Origin of the sequence: Enterobacter sp. 725m/11, from assembly GCF_011683705.1 — a bacterium.
In the GTDB taxonomy this organism is placed as follows: Bacteria; Pseudomonadota; Gammaproteobacteria; order Enterobacterales; family Enterobacteriaceae; genus Enterobacter; species Enterobacter bugandensis.
In genome coordinates, this window is record NZ_JAAQOK010000016.1 from 36,288 (window position 1) to 55,080 (window position 18,793).

Genomic DNA, 18,793 nt, shown 5'->3' on the forward strand with positions numbered 1-18,793 from the left:
ATTCCGGGAGGTGGCAGTGGTCTGGAAAAATCCCTGGTATGACCCCTCCCTGAAACATCACACCCCAAACGGTTTTCGTAATACCACTTCTGCAGGACACCAGCCTGGCGACCTTGAACGCTGGCGCAAAGAACGCAAAGCAGCTGGCTTACCGAAGCCGCCCGCGTTCGGCTACGATGACTTTATACGGCGGTGGTGGCAACCGGCCGATCTTCAGCAGCCGCAGCAGGATGGGGCGTGGTGGCTCGGACATGCGAGCATACTGCTGCAGCTGGACGGCAATATCCTTCTTACCGATCCCGTTTTTTCAAGGCGCGCTTCTCCACTTTCTTTCTTAGGGCCGCAGCGTAGAACGCCTCCGGCACTCTCTGTCGATCAGCTGCACCAGCTTGACGCGGTCGTTATCTCGCATAACCATTACGATCATCTTGATGAACTCACTGTTCGCCACATTCTCAAACGCTTTCCGGACGTTAGCGTGTTTGTTCCTTTAGGCCTGGGCGGCTGGTTTCGCCGCCGGGGCGCAAAACAGGTGGTTGAGCTCGACTGGTGGCAGAGTTTTACCTGGCAGGGGATAACATTATCCGCCGTACCGGCGCAGCACTGGAGTATGCGCACGCTCTGGAACCGCAATCGCTCATTGTGGTGCGGCTGGGTCTTTGAAGGGCGGCATCACCGGTTCTGGTTTAGTGGTGATACCGGCTATTCGCCTGAGCTGCTGTTGATACCGGAACGTTTGGGGAAAATTGATGCTGCAGCATTGCCCGTTGGCGCCTATGCTCCACGATGGTTTATGGCCGTACACCATATGGATCCCCAGTCTGCCGTTGCGCTGTGGCAACAGTTAGGTTGCCCGCTGGCGTTCCCTGTTCACTGGGGCGTGTTTGAGCTGGCGGATGAAGCGCTGGATGACCCCATAAAAGAATTAACTGATGCGCTGGATAATGTAGCACCAGTTAATAATACTTTCAGGATACTGAAAGTTGGCGAGTATTTACCCTTATAAACGAAGCGATGAATTGTTGCGTATATTGTGTATGTATTCGTCGTCAGGAAAATTTTAATTTTATCGAAACGTTTTGCTTGCCTTGTTTTGATGCAGAGTCATAAAAATTTCATTATTTTGGTGCATAACACTGCTAATTACCTGATGGATTTTAATACAGAAGTGTGCGGATTATTAACATCGTTTTTGGCTGAAACAATACGGTCACGTTACAATGATTTAAGCATAAGTTTTCACAATTTGTTCTAACTCAATCAACGCCAAAGATTTCTTTTCCCGACTGCTGGACGCAATGTAATGATTGAGCTATGTTAAAAAAGTCTTAGATTACAGCGGTTGTGCAAGCAGCGTTGAGTCTGTGTAAGGGAGTATAGCCGTCTGTTTGAGAAGCGCATAATTGTGCAATTCCTTACAGACAGTGTTCGAATTTGTGCGGCGGATCGAGACATGTTTAAAAATGGCTTGCCATATTAAACATAGTGTGTGATAACACGTTTTGGGTCAAACGAGGTACAGTTCTGTTTATGTGTGGCATTTTCAGTAAAGAAGTCCTGAGTAAAAACGTTGTCGTTGAATACCGCTTCTCTGCCGAACCTTATATTAGTGCCTCATGCAGTAATGTCTCAGTTTTATCTCAGTTAATGCCTGCGGGCTAAGAAAACACTCTAAGGAATTTTGCAAAATGGCAAAGATTAAAGGTCAAGTTAAGTGGTTCAACGAGTCTAAAGGTTTTGGTTTCATTACGCCTGCTGATGGCAGCAAAGACGTGTTCGTACACTTCTCTGCAATCCAGGGTAACGGCTTCAAAACTCTGGCCGAAGGCCAGAACGTTGAGTTCGAAATTCAGGACGGCCAGAAAGGCCCAGCTGCAGTTAACGTAACTGCTATCTGATCGAACCGCTGCTGACTGGGGCGCATAGCGCTTCACTCTCAGACATAAAGCCTCGCATCATGCGGGGCTTTTTTATTCCCTATCTTTCAAAATATTACTATCTACGGTCTTGTTAGCAACTTGTTGCAAAGCTGCGAGGTTAGTATCACAGTTTCGCCTCCCTAAGCGCATCTTTTCTCGTTAAATCAGAGCGTTGTTTAACAGCTCTGGGGTTCAGGTGAAGAAAAAATTGATATTAACCGCTGGCAATTTCACGCCGGCGCGTTTTGCGCTGCTCTGTTTCGCTATTTTCTGCAGTCTGGCCTTTTTACTTGGCCGCGTTGCCTGGCTACAAATCATCAAACCTGACAATCTGGTGAAGCAGGAAGATATGCGATCCCTCCGTCAGCTGGCGATTGATGCGCCGCGTGGGATGATTATGGATCGTGAAGGGCGACCGCTGGCGGTCAGCGTACCCGTCCGGGCCGTATGGGCCGATCCTAAAACGGTGCTGGCAAAAGGTGGCGTTGGGTTTGATGAACGCTGGCAGGCGCTGGCGAGCGCGCTGCACCTCTCGTTGAGCACCCTTTCATCACGAATTAACGCCAACCCCCAGGGCCGCTTCATCTACCTGGCGCGTCAGGTCGACCCTGCTCAGGCGAAGTGGATTGATAAGCTCAATTTACCCGGCATTAATTTGCGCGATGAATCCCGCCGCTTTTACCCGGCAGGCCACGTGGCGGCGAACCTGATTGGCTTCACCAATATTGACGGGCAGGGCATTGAAGGGGTGGAGAAAAGCTTCAATACTCAGCTGACCGGTAAAGCGGGTGTCCGACAGGTCCGGGAGGATCGCTACGGGCGCGTGGTTGAAAACCTGACGGAAGTGGCGCCCACGCCGGCACATAACATCCAGTTGAGTATTGACGAGCGGCTGCAAACCATTACCGAAGACGCGCTGGACAATGCCGTCGCCTGGAATAAGGCCGAGTCAGGGGCATCGGTGCTCATTAATATCCCCACCGGGGAAATACTCGCCATGGCGAGCTATCCGGATTTCAATCCCAATAACCGGGAAGGCGCGACGATAAACGATTTTCGCAACCGGGCAATCAGCGATACGTTCGAGCCCGGTTCGACCGTCAAGCCGCTGGTGTTGATGACGGCTCTGCAGCAGGGGCTGGTCCAGCCGGACAGCGTCATTGATACCCACCCGTATACCCTTGACGGGCATCGTATCCGCGACGTGGGTTATTATCCTGAGCTGACCATGACCGGGATCCTGCAAAAATCGAGCGACACCGGCGTATCCCGGCTCTCGCTGGCGATGCCTGTCCAGCATCTTATTGATACCTATCGAAACTTTGGGTTTGGCACCAACACGGGGCTGGGCTTAACGGGCGAAAGCGCCGGGCTGTTGCCACAGCGTAAATACTGGAGTCAGCTAGACCGCGCGACTTTTGCCTTTGGCTACGGCCTGATGGTCACACCGCTCCAGCTTGCCCACGTCTACGCGACGATTGGCGGCTTCGGGCTTGAGCGTCCACTCTCCATAACCCGCATCGATCCCCCGGTTATCGGCCACCGCGTCATGCCGGAGGAGATCGCGCATGAAGTGGAGCACATGATGGAAAGCGTCGCGCTGCCCGGCGGCGGGGGCGTTAAGGCCGCCGTTCGCGATTATCGCGTGGCGGTTAAGACCGGGACGGCGAAGAAAATTGATGATAGCGGCAAATATGTCGATAAATACGTCGCCTATACCGCAGGCGTTGCGCCTGCCAGCGACCCGCGTTTCGCCCTGGTGGTGGTGATTAACGATCCACAAAACGGGGCCTACTATGGCGGGGCGGTTTCCGCGCCGGTCTTCAGCGAAATCATGGGCAACGTGCTGCGCCTGGAGAATATCAAACCCGATGGCCTGCCGGCCGGTTCAGACCACCTTATCGTCATGCGGTAATCCAGCCATTTTATAGCAGGGCGAATAGCGGTACACTTCGCCCTTTGGTTTATCTCCCGGAGTTTCCATGTCCTTCAGCTGTCCCCTTTGCCACGCGTCACTGACGCGCTCAGATAAAAGTTATGCCTGTCCGCAGGGACATCAGTTTGATATGGCGAAAGAAGGATATGTGAATCTTCTTCCGGTGCAGCACAAGCGCTCCCGCGATCCGGGCGATAGCGCAGAGATGATGCAGGCGCGCAGGGCGTTTCTCGATGCCGGGCACTATCTGCCGCTGCGGGAGACGGTGGCGCAGATGCTGGGTGACTTACTGCCTGATTCGGCGTCCGCCATGCTTGATATCGGCTGCGGGGAAGGGTACTACACCGCACGGTTTGCGGATGTGGTGCGGGAGAAGGGGGCCGTGACATTCGGTCTCGACGTGTCGAAAGTGGCGATCCGCGCGGCGGCTAAACGTTACGCTGGCGTGACGTTTTGCGTGGCATCCAGCCACCGGCAGCCGTTTGATAATGCCAGTATGGATGCCGTTATCCGCATCTACGCGCCGTGTAAAGCAGACGAGCTGGCGCGCGTGGTGAAGCCCGGAGGCTGGGTGATAACCGTCACGCCGGGCCCGCGTCACCTGATGGAGCTGAAGGGACTCATTTACGACGAGGTGCGTCTGCATGCCCCACACTCTGAACAGCTGAAAGGCTTTACGCTGAAGCAGGAGCATTCAGTGGCGTATGAAATGAATTTGAACGGGGAAGAAGCGGTAGCCCTGCTGCAGATGACGCCATTCGCGTGGCGGGCAAAGCCGGAAGTATGGGATGCGTTAGCGGCTCGGACGACGTTTGGCTGCCAGACGGATTTCAGTATCCACGTCTGGCAGCGCGACGCTTAAGGCGCGAAGTGTGCCCAGAGGATCTGGGCACCAATGCCGATCAGCACGATACCGCCTAAGATCTCGGCGCGTTTACCCAGCAGCGGGCCGATAAACCGCCCGACCATCATGCCCAGCGTGGACATAATCAGCGTTGCACAGCCAATGGCCAGCGCGGTGGCGATAATATTGACCTGCAGGAATGCCAGACCCACCCCGACGGCCATGGCGTCCAGGCTGGTGGCAATTGCCGTGGTGACCAGCAGCCAGAAACCGTGGCGGTGCAGCGGTGCTTCATCTTCATCATCATTCCCGCGAAAACCTTCAATCATCATTCGGCCTCCGAGAAACACCAGCAGGACGAACGCAATCCAGTGGTTCCACTCCAGCACGAACTGGCTGGCGAGCATGCCCAAACCCCAGCCGATGAGCGGCGTCAGCGTTTCGATGGCACCAAAGATCAGACCGGTGCGCAGAGCTTCTGTGAATTTAGGTTTGTGAAGCGTGGCGCCTTTGCCGATGGAGGCGGCAAATGCATCCATGGACATGCCAAAAGCGAGAAGGATCGTAGCGGAGATGTTCATAAGAGCGTCCAGACCGGGGATATCCATATGACACATCACTGCCCCCAGTAAACAGCAGTTGATGTATCTATGGTCTCGCCTGATCTCTTTTGCACGGTAAGCGTGCTGAAAGCGATCCGTACGCGCCACGTTTTTCAACGAGTATGTTGACGCGTACATTTCCTGCGTGCAGGAAATCGGCTACTCCCCAACGACGGGCGCAACCTTAACATATTTTGAGAATATAAAACAACAACGAGCAAGGCTTAATTTATCTGCGTCTTTGATAACGATTTTCATTTAGGTTTATGCGTGAAAATATCGTTAATAAATATAAGTCAAAGAGGCGAGAAGATATAGCAACGGCTATATTCTTTGCGAAAGAATATCACAATATATAGCCGAGGTTATAATGTTAACTTATTGAGTTTTAACGAGTAATGTGTAGATTTTCTCAAGGTCATCAATATTTTTGACCCGAATGAGCAGACGGCGCTGTTCTAATTGCATCACTAACACGCCGTCTTCGGATAAATTCATCTCTTTAATGCGGTTATATTCTATCCATACGTTGGCGAAGAAGAATCCCTGTTTTTTAAAAATGAGTTTCGGCGAGCGGATCCAGAACAGGTAAATCGCCATTAATGCCAGCGCACATAATAACCATGTGGTTAATATTGCACCGTGGCTGGTCACGTTATTGTAAATCAGAATGACCACCAGGCCGGCGAAGATAAATGCATCAATGCGTCCACGGCGTAAGAGGGGAAGGGTCAGCAGCGTCTCGCCGTTACGGCGAGGCATAATGAACTCGTCATAGATCGCGTAAGCCAGAAGGGCAACAATAAACAACACCAGTACGATGTCCGTAACAGTCATTCATCCTCCAGATAAAAAGACCGGGGGCAAGCCCCCGGTCGATAACGCAATGTTTTACAGGCCCAGCAGGCCGACAGCGTAGCCCGCGATACCGATGACGAAGAAGCCAACGATGATCCACAGCGGGTTCACTTTCTTACGCAGCAGCCACATACAGGCGAAGGTCAACAGCAGCGGCACCAGGCCAGGCATCAGCTGGTCCAGAATCGTCTGCACGGTGGTGACGCGGGTTTGACCATCCTGACCGGTGATGGTCGAAACCACCAGCGGGATGTTCACGTGCGTCCACTTGTTAACCAGCGCCCCCATCACAAACAGGCCGAGAATAGACGCCCCCTCGGTCAGTTTCTGCAGGAAGCCGCCGCCCATATCCTTAACGATGTCCACGCCCTTACGGTAGCCGTAGGCCACGCCGTAGTAACGGGTCAGCAGACGTACCGCGTTGAACAGGATAAAGAACAGCAGAGGACCGAGCAGGCTGCCGCTCATCGCGATCCCGGCACCCAACGCCGCGAAGACCGGACGAACAGTACCCCAGAAGATAGGGTCGCCCACGCCGGCCAGCGGACCCATCAGACCGACTTTGATACCGTTGATGGCACCATCGTCAATCTCCGCGCCGTTCGCACGCTGCTCTTCCATCGCCAGCGTCACGCCCAGAACCGGAGCCGCGACGTAAGGATGGGTGTTGAAGAATTCCAGGTGACGTTTAATCGCCTGACGGCGTGCTTCGTTGTTCTCAGGGTAGAGGCGTTTTATCGCCGGCACCATTGAGAAGCAGAAGCCCAGCGCCTGCATACGTTCGAAGTTCCATGAACCCTGAAACAGGTTAGAACGGATGAACACGCCACGAATATCACCCGGAGTGAGTTTTTTCTCGGTGGTAGTTTTTGTCATATCAACCATTTCGCTCACCTGTTAGTCCAGTTCGTTATCGAGATCGTTGTTACCAGCAGCCTGCGCTGGGGCACCCGCAACACGGTTGTATTTCGGGCTGAGCTGGATGTAGAGAATCGCCATCACGGCACCAATCACGCCCAGCGCAACCAGGTTGAAGTTGGTGAATGCTGCGGTGACGAAGCCGAGGTAGAAGAACGGCATCAGGTAGCCCGCGCGCATCATGTTGATGACCATCGCGTAACCTACCACGACGATCATACCGCCCGCGATGTTCAGACCGCTGGTGACCACTTCAGGAATCGCGTTCAGCATGCCCTGAACTTCACTGGTGCCGACAGAGATCGCAACGATAACCGCCGGGATTGCGATACGCATCGCCTGCAGGAACAGGGACGACACGTGGATCCAGGAGAGTGCCGTGAGGTTGCCGTTCTCGGCCGCCTTATCCGCCGCGTGCTGGAAGGCCACGGTGATAGTACGAACGATGATGGTTAGCACCTGGCCTGCTGCGGCCAGAGGAATGGCAAGGGCAATACCTGCACCAATACTCTGATGACCGGCAATAACCAGAACGGTTGAGATGATTGAGGCCAGTGCGGCATCAGGCGCAACGGCGGCACCGATGTTCATCCAGCCCAGGGCGATCATTTCCAGCGTACCACCGATGATGATACCGGTTTTCATATCACCCAGAACGGCACCGATCAACGTACAGGCCACCAGAGGGCGGTGGAACTGAAATTCATCAAGTACGGATTCCATACCCGCAATACACGCGACGATGAACACCAGCACAATCTGAAGAGTGGTAATCTCCATTGTACTTCTCCTATAACATAAGCTTTATGTGAAAAACCGGCGCGGGCTTATTTCCCAACTTTACCGATCAAATCCATCATTTTCAGTTTCTGGTCAGTGGAAACCTTACGGGCTTCCAGCTCAATACCGCGGGCATTCAGCTTGTTGAACGCCTCGATATCTTTCGCATCAACTGAAATCGCGTTGTTGACCTGCGTTTTGCCCTGACGGAAAGCCATACCGCCGATGTTCACGGAGGTGATTTTCACGCCGCCTTCAACAATGCGCTCGACGTCTGTCGGGTTAGTAAACAGGAGCATCACGCGTTCACCCGCATATTTCGGGTTGTTGTAAACGCGGATCATCTTGGCGACATCCACCACGTGCGCGGTAACGCCCGGTGGTGCAACCTGAGTCAGAAGGGTTTTACGGACAGTGTCAGCGGCCACTTCGTCACTGACCACGATGATACGCTGTACGTTGGTCTCTTTGGTCCAGCGAGTCGCAACCTGTCCGTGAATCAGACGGTCATCAATACGCGCAAGGCCGATAACCATGTAATCGTTCGGTCCCATCGGTTTTGCCGGTGCCGCAGCTTTCGGTGCCGCCGCAGCCGGGGCAGGGGCGGGTTTTTCAACCGGCTGAGCCTTCAGGGCTTTCACCCCTTCGCGGCCGGTTTCAACGGCCAGCGCGACCAGCTCATCGAAGCCTGGGTTGTCGTCGCGCGCCATAAAGGTTTCCACCAGCATGGGAATGTTTACCCCGGCGACGACTTCATAATGCTCTTTATCGACGACAATGCGGCTGGCAGCATTAAACGGACTGCCGCCCCATGTATCGACGAGAAATAGCACGCCTTTGCTGGTATCCAGCTTCGCGAGTTGAGCGTTGTACTTCTCAATCAGCGTCTCGGCATTTTCACCGGGAACGAAATCGATCCAGCCGACGTTTTCCTGCTCGCCCAACAGCATCTCTGCCGTTTTGAGTAGCTGCTCAGCAGCCCAACCATGTGTGCCTATGACAATAGCAATGGTCACTTGCTACCTCCTTTTATTATCATTAATACGCCTGCCGGGCAGACGTACTGAGAATCGTATTGGCGAACCGAATCGATTCAGATAAGGGTTAGAGTTCAAAAAACTAAGACTTCCGCGAATTATTTTAGATAGTGAAAAAATAATTTATGTGATGAAGATCCGTAATTTAGCCACGCGTTACAGAATTATCTGTAGCGTATAGCCGCTGTGTAACAGAACTTTGCAAAGGAACGTAAATCTTTGCTAAAAACACAGTCTCTCTGATATGTTTAGCCTCCGTTTACTTGTTCAGGAGTATAGGGCTACAGCCCACTATATGGACCGTCACCGACGTCAGTCATCTTCCAGGCCATTCCGCGCCTTTTTCACCGGCGAACCACGCCACGTATCAACTCTGTCTGCCTCTTATTTGCCCACGTTGAGTGGGGCACCGTTTTGTCATTCCTTTAGCAGGAGCTTGTCATGGAATTCTTAATGGACCCGTCAATCTGGGTGGGACTGCTCACGCTGGTGGTGCTGGAGATCGTTCTCGGCATCGATAACCTGGTATTTATCGCCATCCTTGCGGACAAGCTGCCGCCAAAACAGCGTGATAAAGCGCGTCTGATTGGACTCTCGCTGGCGCTGGTCATGCGACTGGGGCTGCTCTCCGTGATCTCGTGGATGGTCACGCTGACCAAACCGCTGTTCTCCGTCATGGATTACACCTTCTCCGGTCGTGATTTGATCATGCTAATCGGGGGGATATTCCTGCTGTTCAAAGCGACGACAGAGCTTCATGAGCGGCTGGAGAACCGGCAGCACGACGATGGTCACGGTAAGGGCTACGCCAGCTTCTGGGTCGTGGTGCTACAAATTGTGGTGCTGGATGCAGTCTTCTCGCTGGATGCGGTGATTACCGCGGTCGGTATGGTGAACCACCTGCCGGTGATGATGGCGGCCGTCGTGATTGCGATGGCGGTGATGCTGCTGGCCTCGAAACCGCTGACGCGCTTCGTCAATCAGCATCCGACGGTGGTCGTGCTCTGTCTGAGCTTCCTGCTGATGATTGGTTTGAGCCTGGTGGCGGAAGGTTTCGGCTTCCATATTCCGAAAGGCTACCTGTACGCCGCGATTGGCTTCTCGATCCTGATCGAACTGTTCAACCAGATTGCGCGCCGTAACTTTATTAAGCAGCAGTCAAATCAGCCGCTGCGTGCCCGTACAGCGGACGCCATTCTGCGCCTGATGGGCGGACGCCGTCAGGTGAACGTCCAGTCTGACCCTGAAAACCGTAACCCGGTGCCGGTTCCGGAAGGGGCGTTTGTGGAAGAAGAACGCTACATGATTAACGGCGTGCTCTCCCTGGCCTCCCGCTCGCTGCGCGGCATCATGACGCCGCGCGGGGAAATTAGCTGGGTCGATGCGAACCTGAGCGTTGATGAAATTCGTCAGCAATTGCTCTCATCTCCGCACAGCCTGTTCCCGGTATGCCGCGGTGAGCTGGATGAAATCATCGGCGTGGTTCGGGCGAAAGAGATGCTGGTGGCGCTGGAAGAGGGCGTCAACGTGGAGGCCATTGCAGCTTCGTCGCCGGCGATTGTCGTACCGGAAACGCTGGATCCGATCAACCTGCTGGGCGTATTGCGTCGCGCGCGCGGTAGCTTTGTTATCGTCACCAACGAGTTTGGTGTGGTACAGGGGCTGGTGACGCCGCTGGACGTGCTTGAAGCGATTGCCGGTGAATTCCCGGATGAAGACGAAACGCCTGAAATTGTGGCCGACGGCGAAGGCTGGCTGGTCAAAGGTGCGACCGACCTGCACGCGCTTTCGCATACGCTGGGGCTGGAAAACGTGGTTAACGATGAAGAAGACATCGCAACCGTGGCGGGGCTGGTTATCGCCGTAAACGGTCAGATCCCGCGCGTCGGGGATGTGATCGAGCTTCCTCCATTGCACATCACTATCGTTGAAGCTAACGACTACCGCGTCGATCTGGTCCGCATTGTTAAAGAACAGTCTGCACACGACGAAGACGAATAAGTCTGCTTAACGGGTACGATGTGCCCGTTACGATCTTCTGGCGGGGAAGATTTTCTCGCCAGCCATTGTGGCGTTACTACCGCGCCTGCTTCTCTCTCAACCCGTTCGCTATTTAGCCGCTGCCTGATGCCAGGCCGAGCGCGAGCAGCCGCGACCGTAAAAGTGTAGTGGGGAAAGAAGAAGGAGACGAGAATGAAGGGAGAAATTCGCCCATCCGTTGCGGATGGGCGAAAGAGAGGATTAGTCGCACTGCACCTTAATGGCCAGACCGCCGCGCGACGTTTCACGGTACTTCGCGTTCATGTCTTTGCCGGTTTCGTACATGGTTTCGATAACCTTATCCAGCGACACGCGTGGTTCGCTGGTACGGCGCATCGCCATGCGCGAGGCGTTAATCGCTTTGACGGAGGCAATCGCGTTACGCTCAATGCACGGCACCTGCACCTGGCCTGCGACCGGATCACAGGTCAGACCGAGGTTATGCTCCATGCCAATTTCCGCCGCCACGCAAACCTGTTCAGGGCTCGCGCCGAGCAGCTCGGCCAGACCGGCTGCCGCCATGGAGCAGGCCACGCCTACTTCACCCTGACAGCCCACTTCAGCGCCTGAAATGGACGCGTTCATCTTGTACAGCGCACCGATAGCGCCTGCCGCGAGGAAATAACGAATATAAATATCCGGCGTCACAGGCTCGATAAAGTGATCGTAGTAGGCCAGCACCGCCGGAACGATCCCGCACGCACCGTTGGTTGGCGCAGTCACGACGCGCCCCCCTGCGGCGTTCTCTTCGTTCACCGCCAGAGCAAACATGTTCACCCAGTCAACTACGTTCATCGGGTCGTTAGAGAATTTGTCCGTGGTCACCAGCATACGGCGCAGGGCAGAGGCACGACGCGGCACACGCAGTGGCCCTGGCAGTACGCCTTCGGTGTTCATCCCGCGATCGATACAGGCGCGCATGGTTTGCCACACGTTGGCAAAATAGTCTTCGATCTCTTTTTTGCTGTGCAGCGCCAGCTCGTTCTGCATCACCATGCCGGACAGCGATAAGCCGGTCTCTTTGCAGTAGCCCAGCATCTCGGTGGCCGATTTGAACGGATAGGGCACGTTCACGTCGCCCGCGCTCTCTTTACCGAAATGCTCTTCGTCAACGATGAAGCCACCGCCGATGGAGTAGTAGGTTTTGCTGTAGATCTCTTTTTCGCCGCTCCAGGCGTGGATAGTCATGCCGTTTTCATGCAGCGGCAGGTTGTCGCTGCGAAAACGCATGCCGTCATCCTGCGGGAAATCCACTTCGTGCTGACCGTTAGCCAGCAGCAGGCGACCGCGCGCTTCCACGTCGCGGATGAATGCCGGGATGGCATCAATATCAACAGTGTCCGGCATATTGCCCGCCAGACCCATAATAATGGCGATATCGGTGTGGTGGCCTTTACCCGTTAATGACAGTGAACCGTAAACGTCTACGGCGACACGGGTAACGCTTTCCAGTAATCCTTTTTCGACCAGATCATCGACGAACTGTTTACCGGCCTTCATCGGCCCTACAGTGTGGGAAGAAGAAGGACCAATCCCCACTTTGAACATGTCGAATATACTAATCACTTTCACACTCCTGACAGGGTTACCGGGGTTCCAGTAACGATGTTATAACTGCGCATAGTGTAAGAGGGAACACCAACCTCGGCTTAACTATTCACATGAATTAAACTAATGGTTAACGATGGGTTTTGCTAATAGCGCGACGCGGATCGCAAACCTGCAAAAAAGGCTGGAATGTAAAGTATAGTCAAGGCTTCAGGCCGATTTGTAGCGCCAGTTCACGAATGATGCCCGCCGTCATGCCCCAGACAAAATAATGCTGATACCAGGACAACCAGACCCGATGGTCATGCCCCCGACGATGGATATCCAGCGGATGATAGCGGCTTAGCCGGAGCGCCTCTTCAAGCGGCATCTCAAACACCGCAGAGACTTCGTCGACGCTGGCGTGATACTGAAGATTGGGGGGGATAATGCCGACGACCGGCGTGACCTGAAAGCCGGTCACGCTGTCGACGGGCGGCAGCACGCCGATGACTTCCACCGCGTCAGGCGGGATCGCCACCTCCTCCTGCGCTTCCCGCAGCGCGGCGGCAATCAGCGACGCATCGGTGCTGTCCACCGCGCCTCCCGGGAAGGCCACCTGACCGGCGTGTTTGCGCATATGCGGCGAACGCTGCGTAAGCAGCAGGCCCGGCTGTTCCCGGCGCACCACCGGGATCAGCACCGCCGCCTGACGCTGATTCAGCGTGGCGCGGTTGACCTGCGGCCGTAGCAGCTGAAAGCGCGACAGAAAATCATCCAGCGTCAGGTTCTCTTTCTCCACCGTTAGTTCTCCAGTTGCTTCAGGATGCGGTTCACCTTATCAAAGGTTTCCTGATATTCCGCCTCGACCTGGCTGTCCGCCACAATGCCGCCGCCCGCAGAACAGTACAGATTGCCGCCGCAGGCCGTCAGCGTGCGAATGGTAATGCTGGTATCCATGGTGCCGCACAGGCTGATATAGCCGATGCTGCCGCACCAGGCGTTGCGGCGGTGCGGTTCCAGTTCGTCGATGATTTCCATGGCGCGAATTTTTGGCGCACCGGTGATGGAGCCGCCCGGGAACGCGGCCCGGAGCAGATCGCAGGCGGTGCGAGAGGCGGGCAGACGCGCGGTGATGGTGCTGACCAGATGATGCACTGCCGGGAAAGGCTCGACGACGAACAGCTCCGGCACGCGCACGCTGCCTGGTTCGGCGACCCGGCCAATATCGTTACGCATCAGGTCGACAATCATCAGGTTTTCGGCGCGATCCTTCGGTGACCCGGCGAGTTTCTCCGCCTGCTGGCGATCGGCGTCCGGATCGGCAAGGCGCGGCAGCGTGCCTTTAATCGGGCGGGTCTGAATCGTCCCTTCCGCCAGATGGATAAAACGCTCCGGCGACAGGCTGAGGATGGCCCCCTGTTCCAGACGTACAAACGCGCTGAACGGAGCCCTGTTACTGGCATTGAGACGGGTAAACGCCTGCCACTCGTCCCCCTGGTATGCTGCCTGGAAACGCTGGGCAAGGTTAACCTGATAGCAGTCGCCGCTTTGCAGATAGGCCTGCACGCGGGAGAATTTTTCCGCGTATTCCAGCGCGGTCATGTTCGAGCGCCAGCCGGAGGTCAGGGTGAACGCTTCAGCTGGAGCAGGCTGTTGTGCCTCAAGCCAGGCCAGACGCGCCTGCACGTCATCATGGCTCAGCAGGGAGACCCTTTTTTTCTGGTGGTCCACAATCAACGCCCAGTCATATAGCCCCACGGCCATGTCCGGCAGGGCAATATCCGCCTGCGCATGCTCGGGCAGCATCTCGAAGCGGCGACCCAAATCGTAGCCAAACAGGCCCAGCGCGCCGCCCTGGAAGGGCAGGTCCAGGTTAGGGGTAGCGGATAAGCCCAGCGCGTTGATTTCCTGCTGAAGCTGCATCAGCGGATCGTCCGTCGTCGACAGATCGTCGGTCGTCAGCGTTTTCAGGGGATCGGCTACCATAATATCGAAGCGGCTGTACGGGTGATCCGCATGGCCGGAGTGCAGCAGCATGGCAAAAGGAAGATGGCTCAGACGGGCAAACCAGAACTCAGCGGCGTCAGCGCGCCAGGGTAAGGTAACAACAGTGGGGAAGCGCATGTTCATGTATGGCATACTACCGGGCAGCGTGAAATAATTAGCGCGAATAATTTAGCAGGAGTTGACGATGTTTGCAGGTTTACCTTCTCTGAGCCATGAACAGCAGCAGAAAGCGGTTGAGCGAATTCAGGAACTGATGTCCCAGGGGATGAGCAGCGGACAGGCGATTTCCCAGGTGGCGGAGGAGCTGCGCGCCACCCATACCGGCGAGCGGATCGTGGCGCGTTTTGAGGATGAAGATGAAGAGTAATCGGGCTTAAACCGCCGCGATAATCTTGATCTCAACCTTGTATTCCGGTTTCATCAGCGTGGCCTGTACGGTGCAGCGTACAGGCGCGTGACCCGCCACCACCCACGCATCCCAGGCTTTATTCATCGCCGCGAAATCGTCTTTATTTGCCAGGAAAATGGTCGCATCCAGAATGCGGGATTTATCGCTGCCCTGTTTTTCCAGCACGGCATCAATCTGCGCCAGGGTATTCGCCGTCTGTTCGAACGCATCCGCGTCCAGATTTGACGGTACACCGGTGTAATACAGCGTCTGGTTATGGATCACCACATCAGACCAGCGGGCTTCGGCATCAATGCGCACAATTGTCATAAACGTTTCCTCGTTATTTTTCGTCGTCAGGCGGCAAGACTGCCATATTGTTCTGCCGTCGTCACTATTTGGGGTGGCACAGGAGAAGATGGGCTGACATAATCCCTGTGCAAAAATACAGTGAGAGAGCAACGTGGCAGACGATTTTTCCCCTGAAGGTCAATTAGCGCAGGCGATCCCCGGCTTCAAGCCCCGTGAGCCTCAGCGACAGATGGCGCACGCCGTTGCCCGCGCCATTGATCAGGCCCAGCCGCTGGTGGTTGAAGCCGGAACCGGCACGGGTAAGACCTATGCTTACCTTGCGCCGGCGCTGCGGGCGAAAAAGAAGGTGATAATTTCCACCGGATCGAAAGCGCTGCAGGATCAGCTCTACAGCCGCGACTTGCCCACGGTGGCAAAGGCGCTGAAATATAAAGGCCGTCTGGCCCTGCTGAAGGGGCGCTCCAACTATCTCTGCCTGGAGCGACTCGAACAGCAGGCGCTGGCCGGCGGCGATCTGCCGGTACAAACCCTGAGCGACGTCATTATCCTGCGCGCCTGGGCGAACCAGACCGAAGAGGGCGATATCAGCACCTGCGCGAGCGTGCCGGAAGACTCCCCGGCCTGGCCGCTGGTGACCAGCACCAACGACAACTGCCTCGGCAGCGACTGCCCGCTGTATAAAGACTGTTTTGTGGTGAAAGCGCGCAAAACCGCGATGGACGCAGACGTGGTGGTGGTGAACCACCACCTGTTCCTCGCGGACATGGTGGTTAAGGACAGCGGTTTCGGCGAGCTGATCCCGGAGGCGGACGTGATGATTTTCGATGAAGCCCATCAGTTGCCGGATATCGCCAGCCAGTATTTCGGCCAGTCGCTCTCCAGCCGCCAGCTACAGGATCTGGCGAAAGATTTTACCATTGCCTACCGGACCGAACTCAAAGATACCCAGCAGTTGCAGAAGTGCGCCGACCGTCTGGCGCAAAGCGCGCAGGATTTCCGCTTACAGCTTGGCGAGCCGGGCTATCGCGGCAATCTGCGCGAACTGCTGGCGGACAAAAATATCCAGCGCGCGCTGCTGCTGCTCGATGATGCACTTGAGCTCTGCTACGACGTGGCGAAGCTGTCCCTCGGACGCTCCGCGCTGCTTGACGCCGCCTTCGAACGCGCCACGCTCTATCGCGGGCGGCTCAAACGGCTAAAAGAGATCAACCAGCCGGGGTACAGCTACTGGTATGAATGCACCTCGCGCCACTTTACCCTCGCGCTCACGCCGCTGACGGTGGCCGATAAATTCAAAGAGGTGATGGCGCAGAAGCCGGGAAGCTGGATCTTCACTTCCGCAACCCTGTCTGTAAATGACGATCTGCATCACTTCACCGAGCGCCTCGGTATTGAGCAGGCGGAATCACTGCTGCTGCCCAGCCCGTTTGATTACGAAAAGCAGGCGCTGCTCTGCGTGCCACGCAATCTCCCGCTGCCGAACCAGCCGGGGGCGGCGCGGCATCTCGCGGCGATGCTCAAGCCGATGATTGAGGCCAACAACGGGCGCTGCTTTATGCTCTGCACCTCACACGCCATGATGCGCGATCTCGCCGAGCAGTTTCGCGCCACCATGACCCTCCCGGTGCTGCTGCAGGGGGAAACCAGTAAAGGCCAGCTGCTCCAGCAGTTTGTCAGCGCCGGTAACGCCCTGCTGGTGGCAACCAGCAGCTTCTGGGAAGGGGTGGACGTGCGCGGCGACACGCTCTCGCTGGTGATCATCGATAAGCTGCCGTTCACGTCGCCGGACGATCCGCTGCTCAAGGCGCGGATGGAAGACTGCCGCCTGCGCGGGGGCGATCCGTTCGACGACGTCCAACTACCGGACGCGGTCATCACGCTTAAGCAGGGGGTAGGGCGCCTTATCCGTGACGTCACCGACCGCGGCGTGCTGGTGATCTGCGATAACCGCCTGGTGATGCGTCCTTACGGCGCAACCTTCCTCGCCAGCCTGCCGCCCGCCCCGCGTACGCGGGACATTAAACGCGCGGTGCGTTTCCTGGCAAACCCAACGGCGGAGTAATTCGCTCCGGAGTGTGCTAAGATGCGCGCCATTTTGTGACTGACCCTTGCGAGAGCGCGACGACTGATGCGAATTCTGGCTATTGATACCGCGACAGAGGCTTGCTCTGTTGCTCTGTTGAACGACGGTGCTGTTTCTGCTCATTTCGAAGAGTGCCCACGGGAACACACCCAGCGTATTCTGCCCCTGGTAAAAGCCATTTTAACCCAGGGCAACACCACCTTAACCGACCTCGACGCGCTGGCCTTTGGCCGCGGTCCCGGCAGCTTTACGGGCGTGCGCATTGGGATTGGCATCGCGCAGGGGCTGGCGCTGGGCGCTGACCTGCCGATGATCGGCGTCTCTACGCTTGCGACGATGGCGGAGGGAGCCTGGCGCATGACGGGCGCGACCCGCGTGCTCGCCGCTATTGACGCTCGCATGGGTGAAGTTTACTGGGCGGAATATACCCGCGATGAAAACGGCGTCTGGCACGGCGAAGAGACGGAAGCAGTGCTTAAGCCTGAAGCCGTTACTGAACGCCTGAAGCAGCTGTCCGGCGAGTGGGCGACGGTCGGCACGGGCTGGCCGGCGTGGCCAGAGATGGCGAGCGGCACCGGCGTGACGCTGGTGGACGGCAATATGCTCCTGCCTGCGGCAGAAGATATGCTCCCGATTGCCCGTCAACTGCTTGCAGCAGGAAAAACCGTTGCCGTTGAGCATGCGGAGCCGGTTTATTTGCGAAACACCGTCGCGTGGAAGAAACTTCCGGGCCGCGAATGAATCTCAGTAACAGGAACTGAGAAAAAGGAGTCGCATCATGGCGGTTCAGACTAAAGTAGTACGCCTTTTTATGGCAGGCGCGGTTGCCATAGCACTGAGCGGTTGCGTAACCGTACCTGATGCGATCAAGGGCAGCAGCCCGACGCCACAGCAGGATCTGGTTCGGGTAATGAATGCGCCCGAGCTTTATGTCGGCCAGGAAGCCCGCTTCGGTGGGAAAGTGATCGACGTGCAGAACCAGCAGGGGAAAACCCGTCTGGAAATTGCCACGGTACCGCTCGACAGTGGCGCGCGTCCCGTACTCGGTGAAGCCTCTCGCGGGCGTATCTATGCCGACGTTAGTGGTTTCCTCGACCCGGTCGATTTTCGCGGACAGCTGGTAACCGTTGTCGGGCCGATTACCGGTTCGGTGCAGGGCAAAATCGGCAACACGCCGTATAAATTTATGACCATGCAGGTGAACGGCTATAAGCGCTGGCGTATCGCCCAGCAGGTGGTGATGCCGCCTCAGCCAATCGACCCGTGGATGTGGGGCCCACATCCTTACCGTTACGGTTATCCGGGATGGGGCTGGTATAACCCGGGCCCTGCACAGGTGCAAACGATCGTAACTGAGTAACTTACTGTTATTGTTAAGAAAGAGACAGCGGCTCAGCCGCTGTCTCTGTTTTTTTACGGATAAAACGAAAAAAAAGAGTGACGCGCTTCGCAACCTGCAATCTGAACAATTAATAAACTGGTACGCTGAGTTAATATAATGTTAACAAACTGTTTATTATCGGGGCTGTGATGACGACG

The 18,793-nt window shown here is 55.9% G+C and carries 18 protein-coding genes, 1 pseudogene and 1 riboswitch; of the genes and pseudogenes, 10 read left to right on the forward strand and 9 right to left on the reverse strand.

Annotated features, from left to right (window positions below):
• The first annotated feature begins 16 nt into the window (after positions 1-16).
• From HBA26_RS09115 to rlmA, 5 genes and pseudogenes are all read left to right on the forward strand, one after another.
• Positions 17-1,006, forward strand: coding sequence for an MBL fold metallo-hydrolase (locus HBA26_RS09115; RefSeq protein WP_126345750.1), 990 nt, complete (start codon positions 17-19; stop codon positions 1,004-1,006).
• 524 nt (positions 1,007-1,530) lie between these two features.
• A pseudogene (locus tag HBA26_RS09120) lies at positions 1,531-1,675 on the forward strand (DUF2627 domain-containing protein).
• Positions 1,676-1,688: 13 nt separating this feature from the next.
• Positions 1,689-1,898, forward strand: coding sequence for a transcription antiterminator/RNA stability regulator CspE (cspE, locus tag HBA26_RS09125; RefSeq protein ID WP_001062678.1), 210 nt, complete (start codon positions 1,689-1,691; stop codon positions 1,896-1,898).
• Between the two features lie 217 nt (positions 1,899-2,115).
• A complete protein-coding gene (gene ftsI / locus HBA26_RS09130; protein WP_028013537.1) occupies positions 2,116-3,834 on the forward strand; it encodes a peptidoglycan glycosyltransferase FtsI in 1,719 nt (572 codons plus the stop codon).
• 67 nt (positions 3,835-3,901) lie between these two features.
• The gene (gene rlmA / locus HBA26_RS09135; RefSeq protein ID WP_166720891.1) at positions 3,902-4,717 is read left to right on the forward strand and encodes a 23S rRNA (guanine(745)-N(1))-methyltransferase; all 816 of its coding nucleotides are present in this window, start codon (positions 3,902-3,904) and stop codon (positions 4,715-4,717) included.
• On the opposite strand, the gene mntP is transcribed toward rlmA, so the two are convergent.
• The 5 genes from mntP to manX all read right to left on the reverse strand — a co-directional run bounded on the left by mntP (position 4,714) and on the right by manX (position 8,873).
• Entirely contained in the window at positions 4,714-5,280 is a 567-nt protein-coding gene (mntP, locus tag HBA26_RS09140) for a manganese efflux pump MntP (protein WP_041911997.1), read from the reverse strand. The two genes, rlmA and mntP, sit on opposite strands and share 4 nt — an antisense overlap.
• A gap of 10 nt (positions 5,281-5,290) precedes the next feature.
• A riboswitch (yybP-ykoY riboswitch) is annotated at positions 5,291-5,481 on the reverse strand.
• Positions 5,482-5,679: 198 nt separating this feature from the next.
• Positions 5,680-6,138: a DUF986 family protein gene (locus HBA26_RS09145; RefSeq protein WP_047367801.1), complete on the reverse strand. Its 459-nt coding sequence runs from the start codon at positions 6,136-6,138 to the stop codon at positions 5,680-5,682.
• A gap of 54 nt (positions 6,139-6,192) precedes the next feature.
• Complete coding sequence (locus HBA26_RS09150; RefSeq protein WP_006810994.1) at positions 6,193-7,044, reverse strand: PTS mannose transporter subunit IID; 852 nt, start codon at positions 7,042-7,044, stop codon at positions 6,193-6,195.
• Positions 7,045-7,056: 12 nt separating this feature from the next.
• Complete coding sequence (manY, locus tag HBA26_RS09155; protein WP_003859914.1) at positions 7,057-7,857, reverse strand: PTS mannose transporter subunit IIC; 801 nt, start codon at positions 7,855-7,857, stop codon at positions 7,057-7,059.
• A 47-nt stretch (positions 7,858-7,904) separates the two neighbouring features.
• The gene (gene manX / locus HBA26_RS09160) at positions 7,905-8,873 is read right to left on the reverse strand and encodes a PTS mannose transporter subunit IIAB (protein WP_028013533.1); all 969 of its coding nucleotides are present in this window, start codon (positions 8,871-8,873) and stop codon (positions 7,905-7,907) included.
• A gap of 462 nt (positions 8,874-9,335) precedes the next feature.
• Here manX and yoaE point away from each other — a divergent pair, with 462 nt between their 5' ends.
• On the forward strand, positions 9,336-10,895 hold the full coding sequence (gene yoaE, locus HBA26_RS09165; RefSeq protein ID WP_028013532.1) for a CNNM family cation transport protein YoaE: 1,560 nt from the start codon (positions 9,336-9,338) through the stop codon (positions 10,893-10,895).
• 240 nt (positions 10,896-11,135) lie between these two features.
• Here the strand turns inward: yoaE and sdaA are convergent, their stop codons facing one another.
• The 3 genes from sdaA to pabB form a co-directional block, all read right to left on the reverse strand.
• Positions 11,136-12,500, reverse strand: coding sequence for an L-serine ammonia-lyase (gene sdaA, locus HBA26_RS09170; protein ID WP_028013531.1), 1,365 nt, complete (start codon positions 12,498-12,500; stop codon positions 11,136-11,138).
• A gap of 184 nt (positions 12,501-12,684) precedes the next feature.
• On the reverse strand, positions 12,685-13,263 hold the full coding sequence (locus HBA26_RS09175; protein WP_028013530.1) for a CoA pyrophosphatase: 579 nt from the start codon (positions 13,261-13,263) through the stop codon (positions 12,685-12,687).
• Between the two features lie 2 nt (positions 13,264-13,265).
• Entirely contained in the window at positions 13,266-14,594 is a 1,329-nt protein-coding gene (pabB, locus tag HBA26_RS09180; RefSeq protein WP_047367800.1) for an aminodeoxychorismate synthase component 1, read from the reverse strand.
• Between the two features lie 61 nt (positions 14,595-14,655).
• Here pabB and HBA26_RS09185 point away from each other — a divergent pair, with 61 nt between their 5' ends.
• Positions 14,656-14,838 carry a YoaH family protein gene (locus tag HBA26_RS09185; protein ID WP_008500497.1) on the forward strand — a complete coding sequence of 61 codons (183 nt, stop codon included), beginning with the start codon at positions 14,656-14,658 and terminating at the stop codon, positions 14,836-14,838.
• Between the two features lie 6 nt (positions 14,839-14,844).
• On the opposite strand, the gene HBA26_RS09190 is transcribed toward HBA26_RS09185, so the two are convergent.
• Positions 14,845-15,189, reverse strand: coding sequence for a RidA family protein (locus HBA26_RS09190; protein ID WP_028013528.1), 345 nt, complete (start codon positions 15,187-15,189; stop codon positions 14,845-14,847).
• A gap of 133 nt (positions 15,190-15,322) precedes the next feature.
• On the opposite strand from HBA26_RS09190, the gene HBA26_RS09195 reads away from it, so the two are divergent.
• The 3 genes from HBA26_RS09195 to HBA26_RS09205 all read left to right on the forward strand — a co-directional run bounded on the left by HBA26_RS09195 (position 15,323) and on the right by HBA26_RS09205 (position 18,614).
• Complete coding sequence (locus HBA26_RS09195; RefSeq protein ID WP_045260293.1) at positions 15,323-17,233, forward strand: ATP-dependent DNA helicase; 1,911 nt, start codon at positions 15,323-15,325, stop codon at positions 17,231-17,233.
• Positions 17,234-17,299: 66 nt separating this feature from the next.
• Positions 17,300-17,995 carry a tRNA (adenosine(37)-N6)-threonylcarbamoyltransferase complex dimerization subunit type 1 TsaB gene (gene tsaB, locus HBA26_RS09200; RefSeq protein ID WP_047367799.1) on the forward strand — a complete coding sequence of 232 codons (696 nt, stop codon included), beginning with the start codon at positions 17,300-17,302 and terminating at the stop codon, positions 17,993-17,995.
• A gap of 37 nt (positions 17,996-18,032) precedes the next feature.
• Positions 18,033-18,614 carry a Slp family lipoprotein gene (locus HBA26_RS09205; RefSeq protein ID WP_041909497.1) on the forward strand — a complete coding sequence of 194 codons (582 nt, stop codon included), beginning with the start codon at positions 18,033-18,035 and terminating at the stop codon, positions 18,612-18,614.
• Positions 18,615-18,793: the final 179 nt, after the last annotated feature.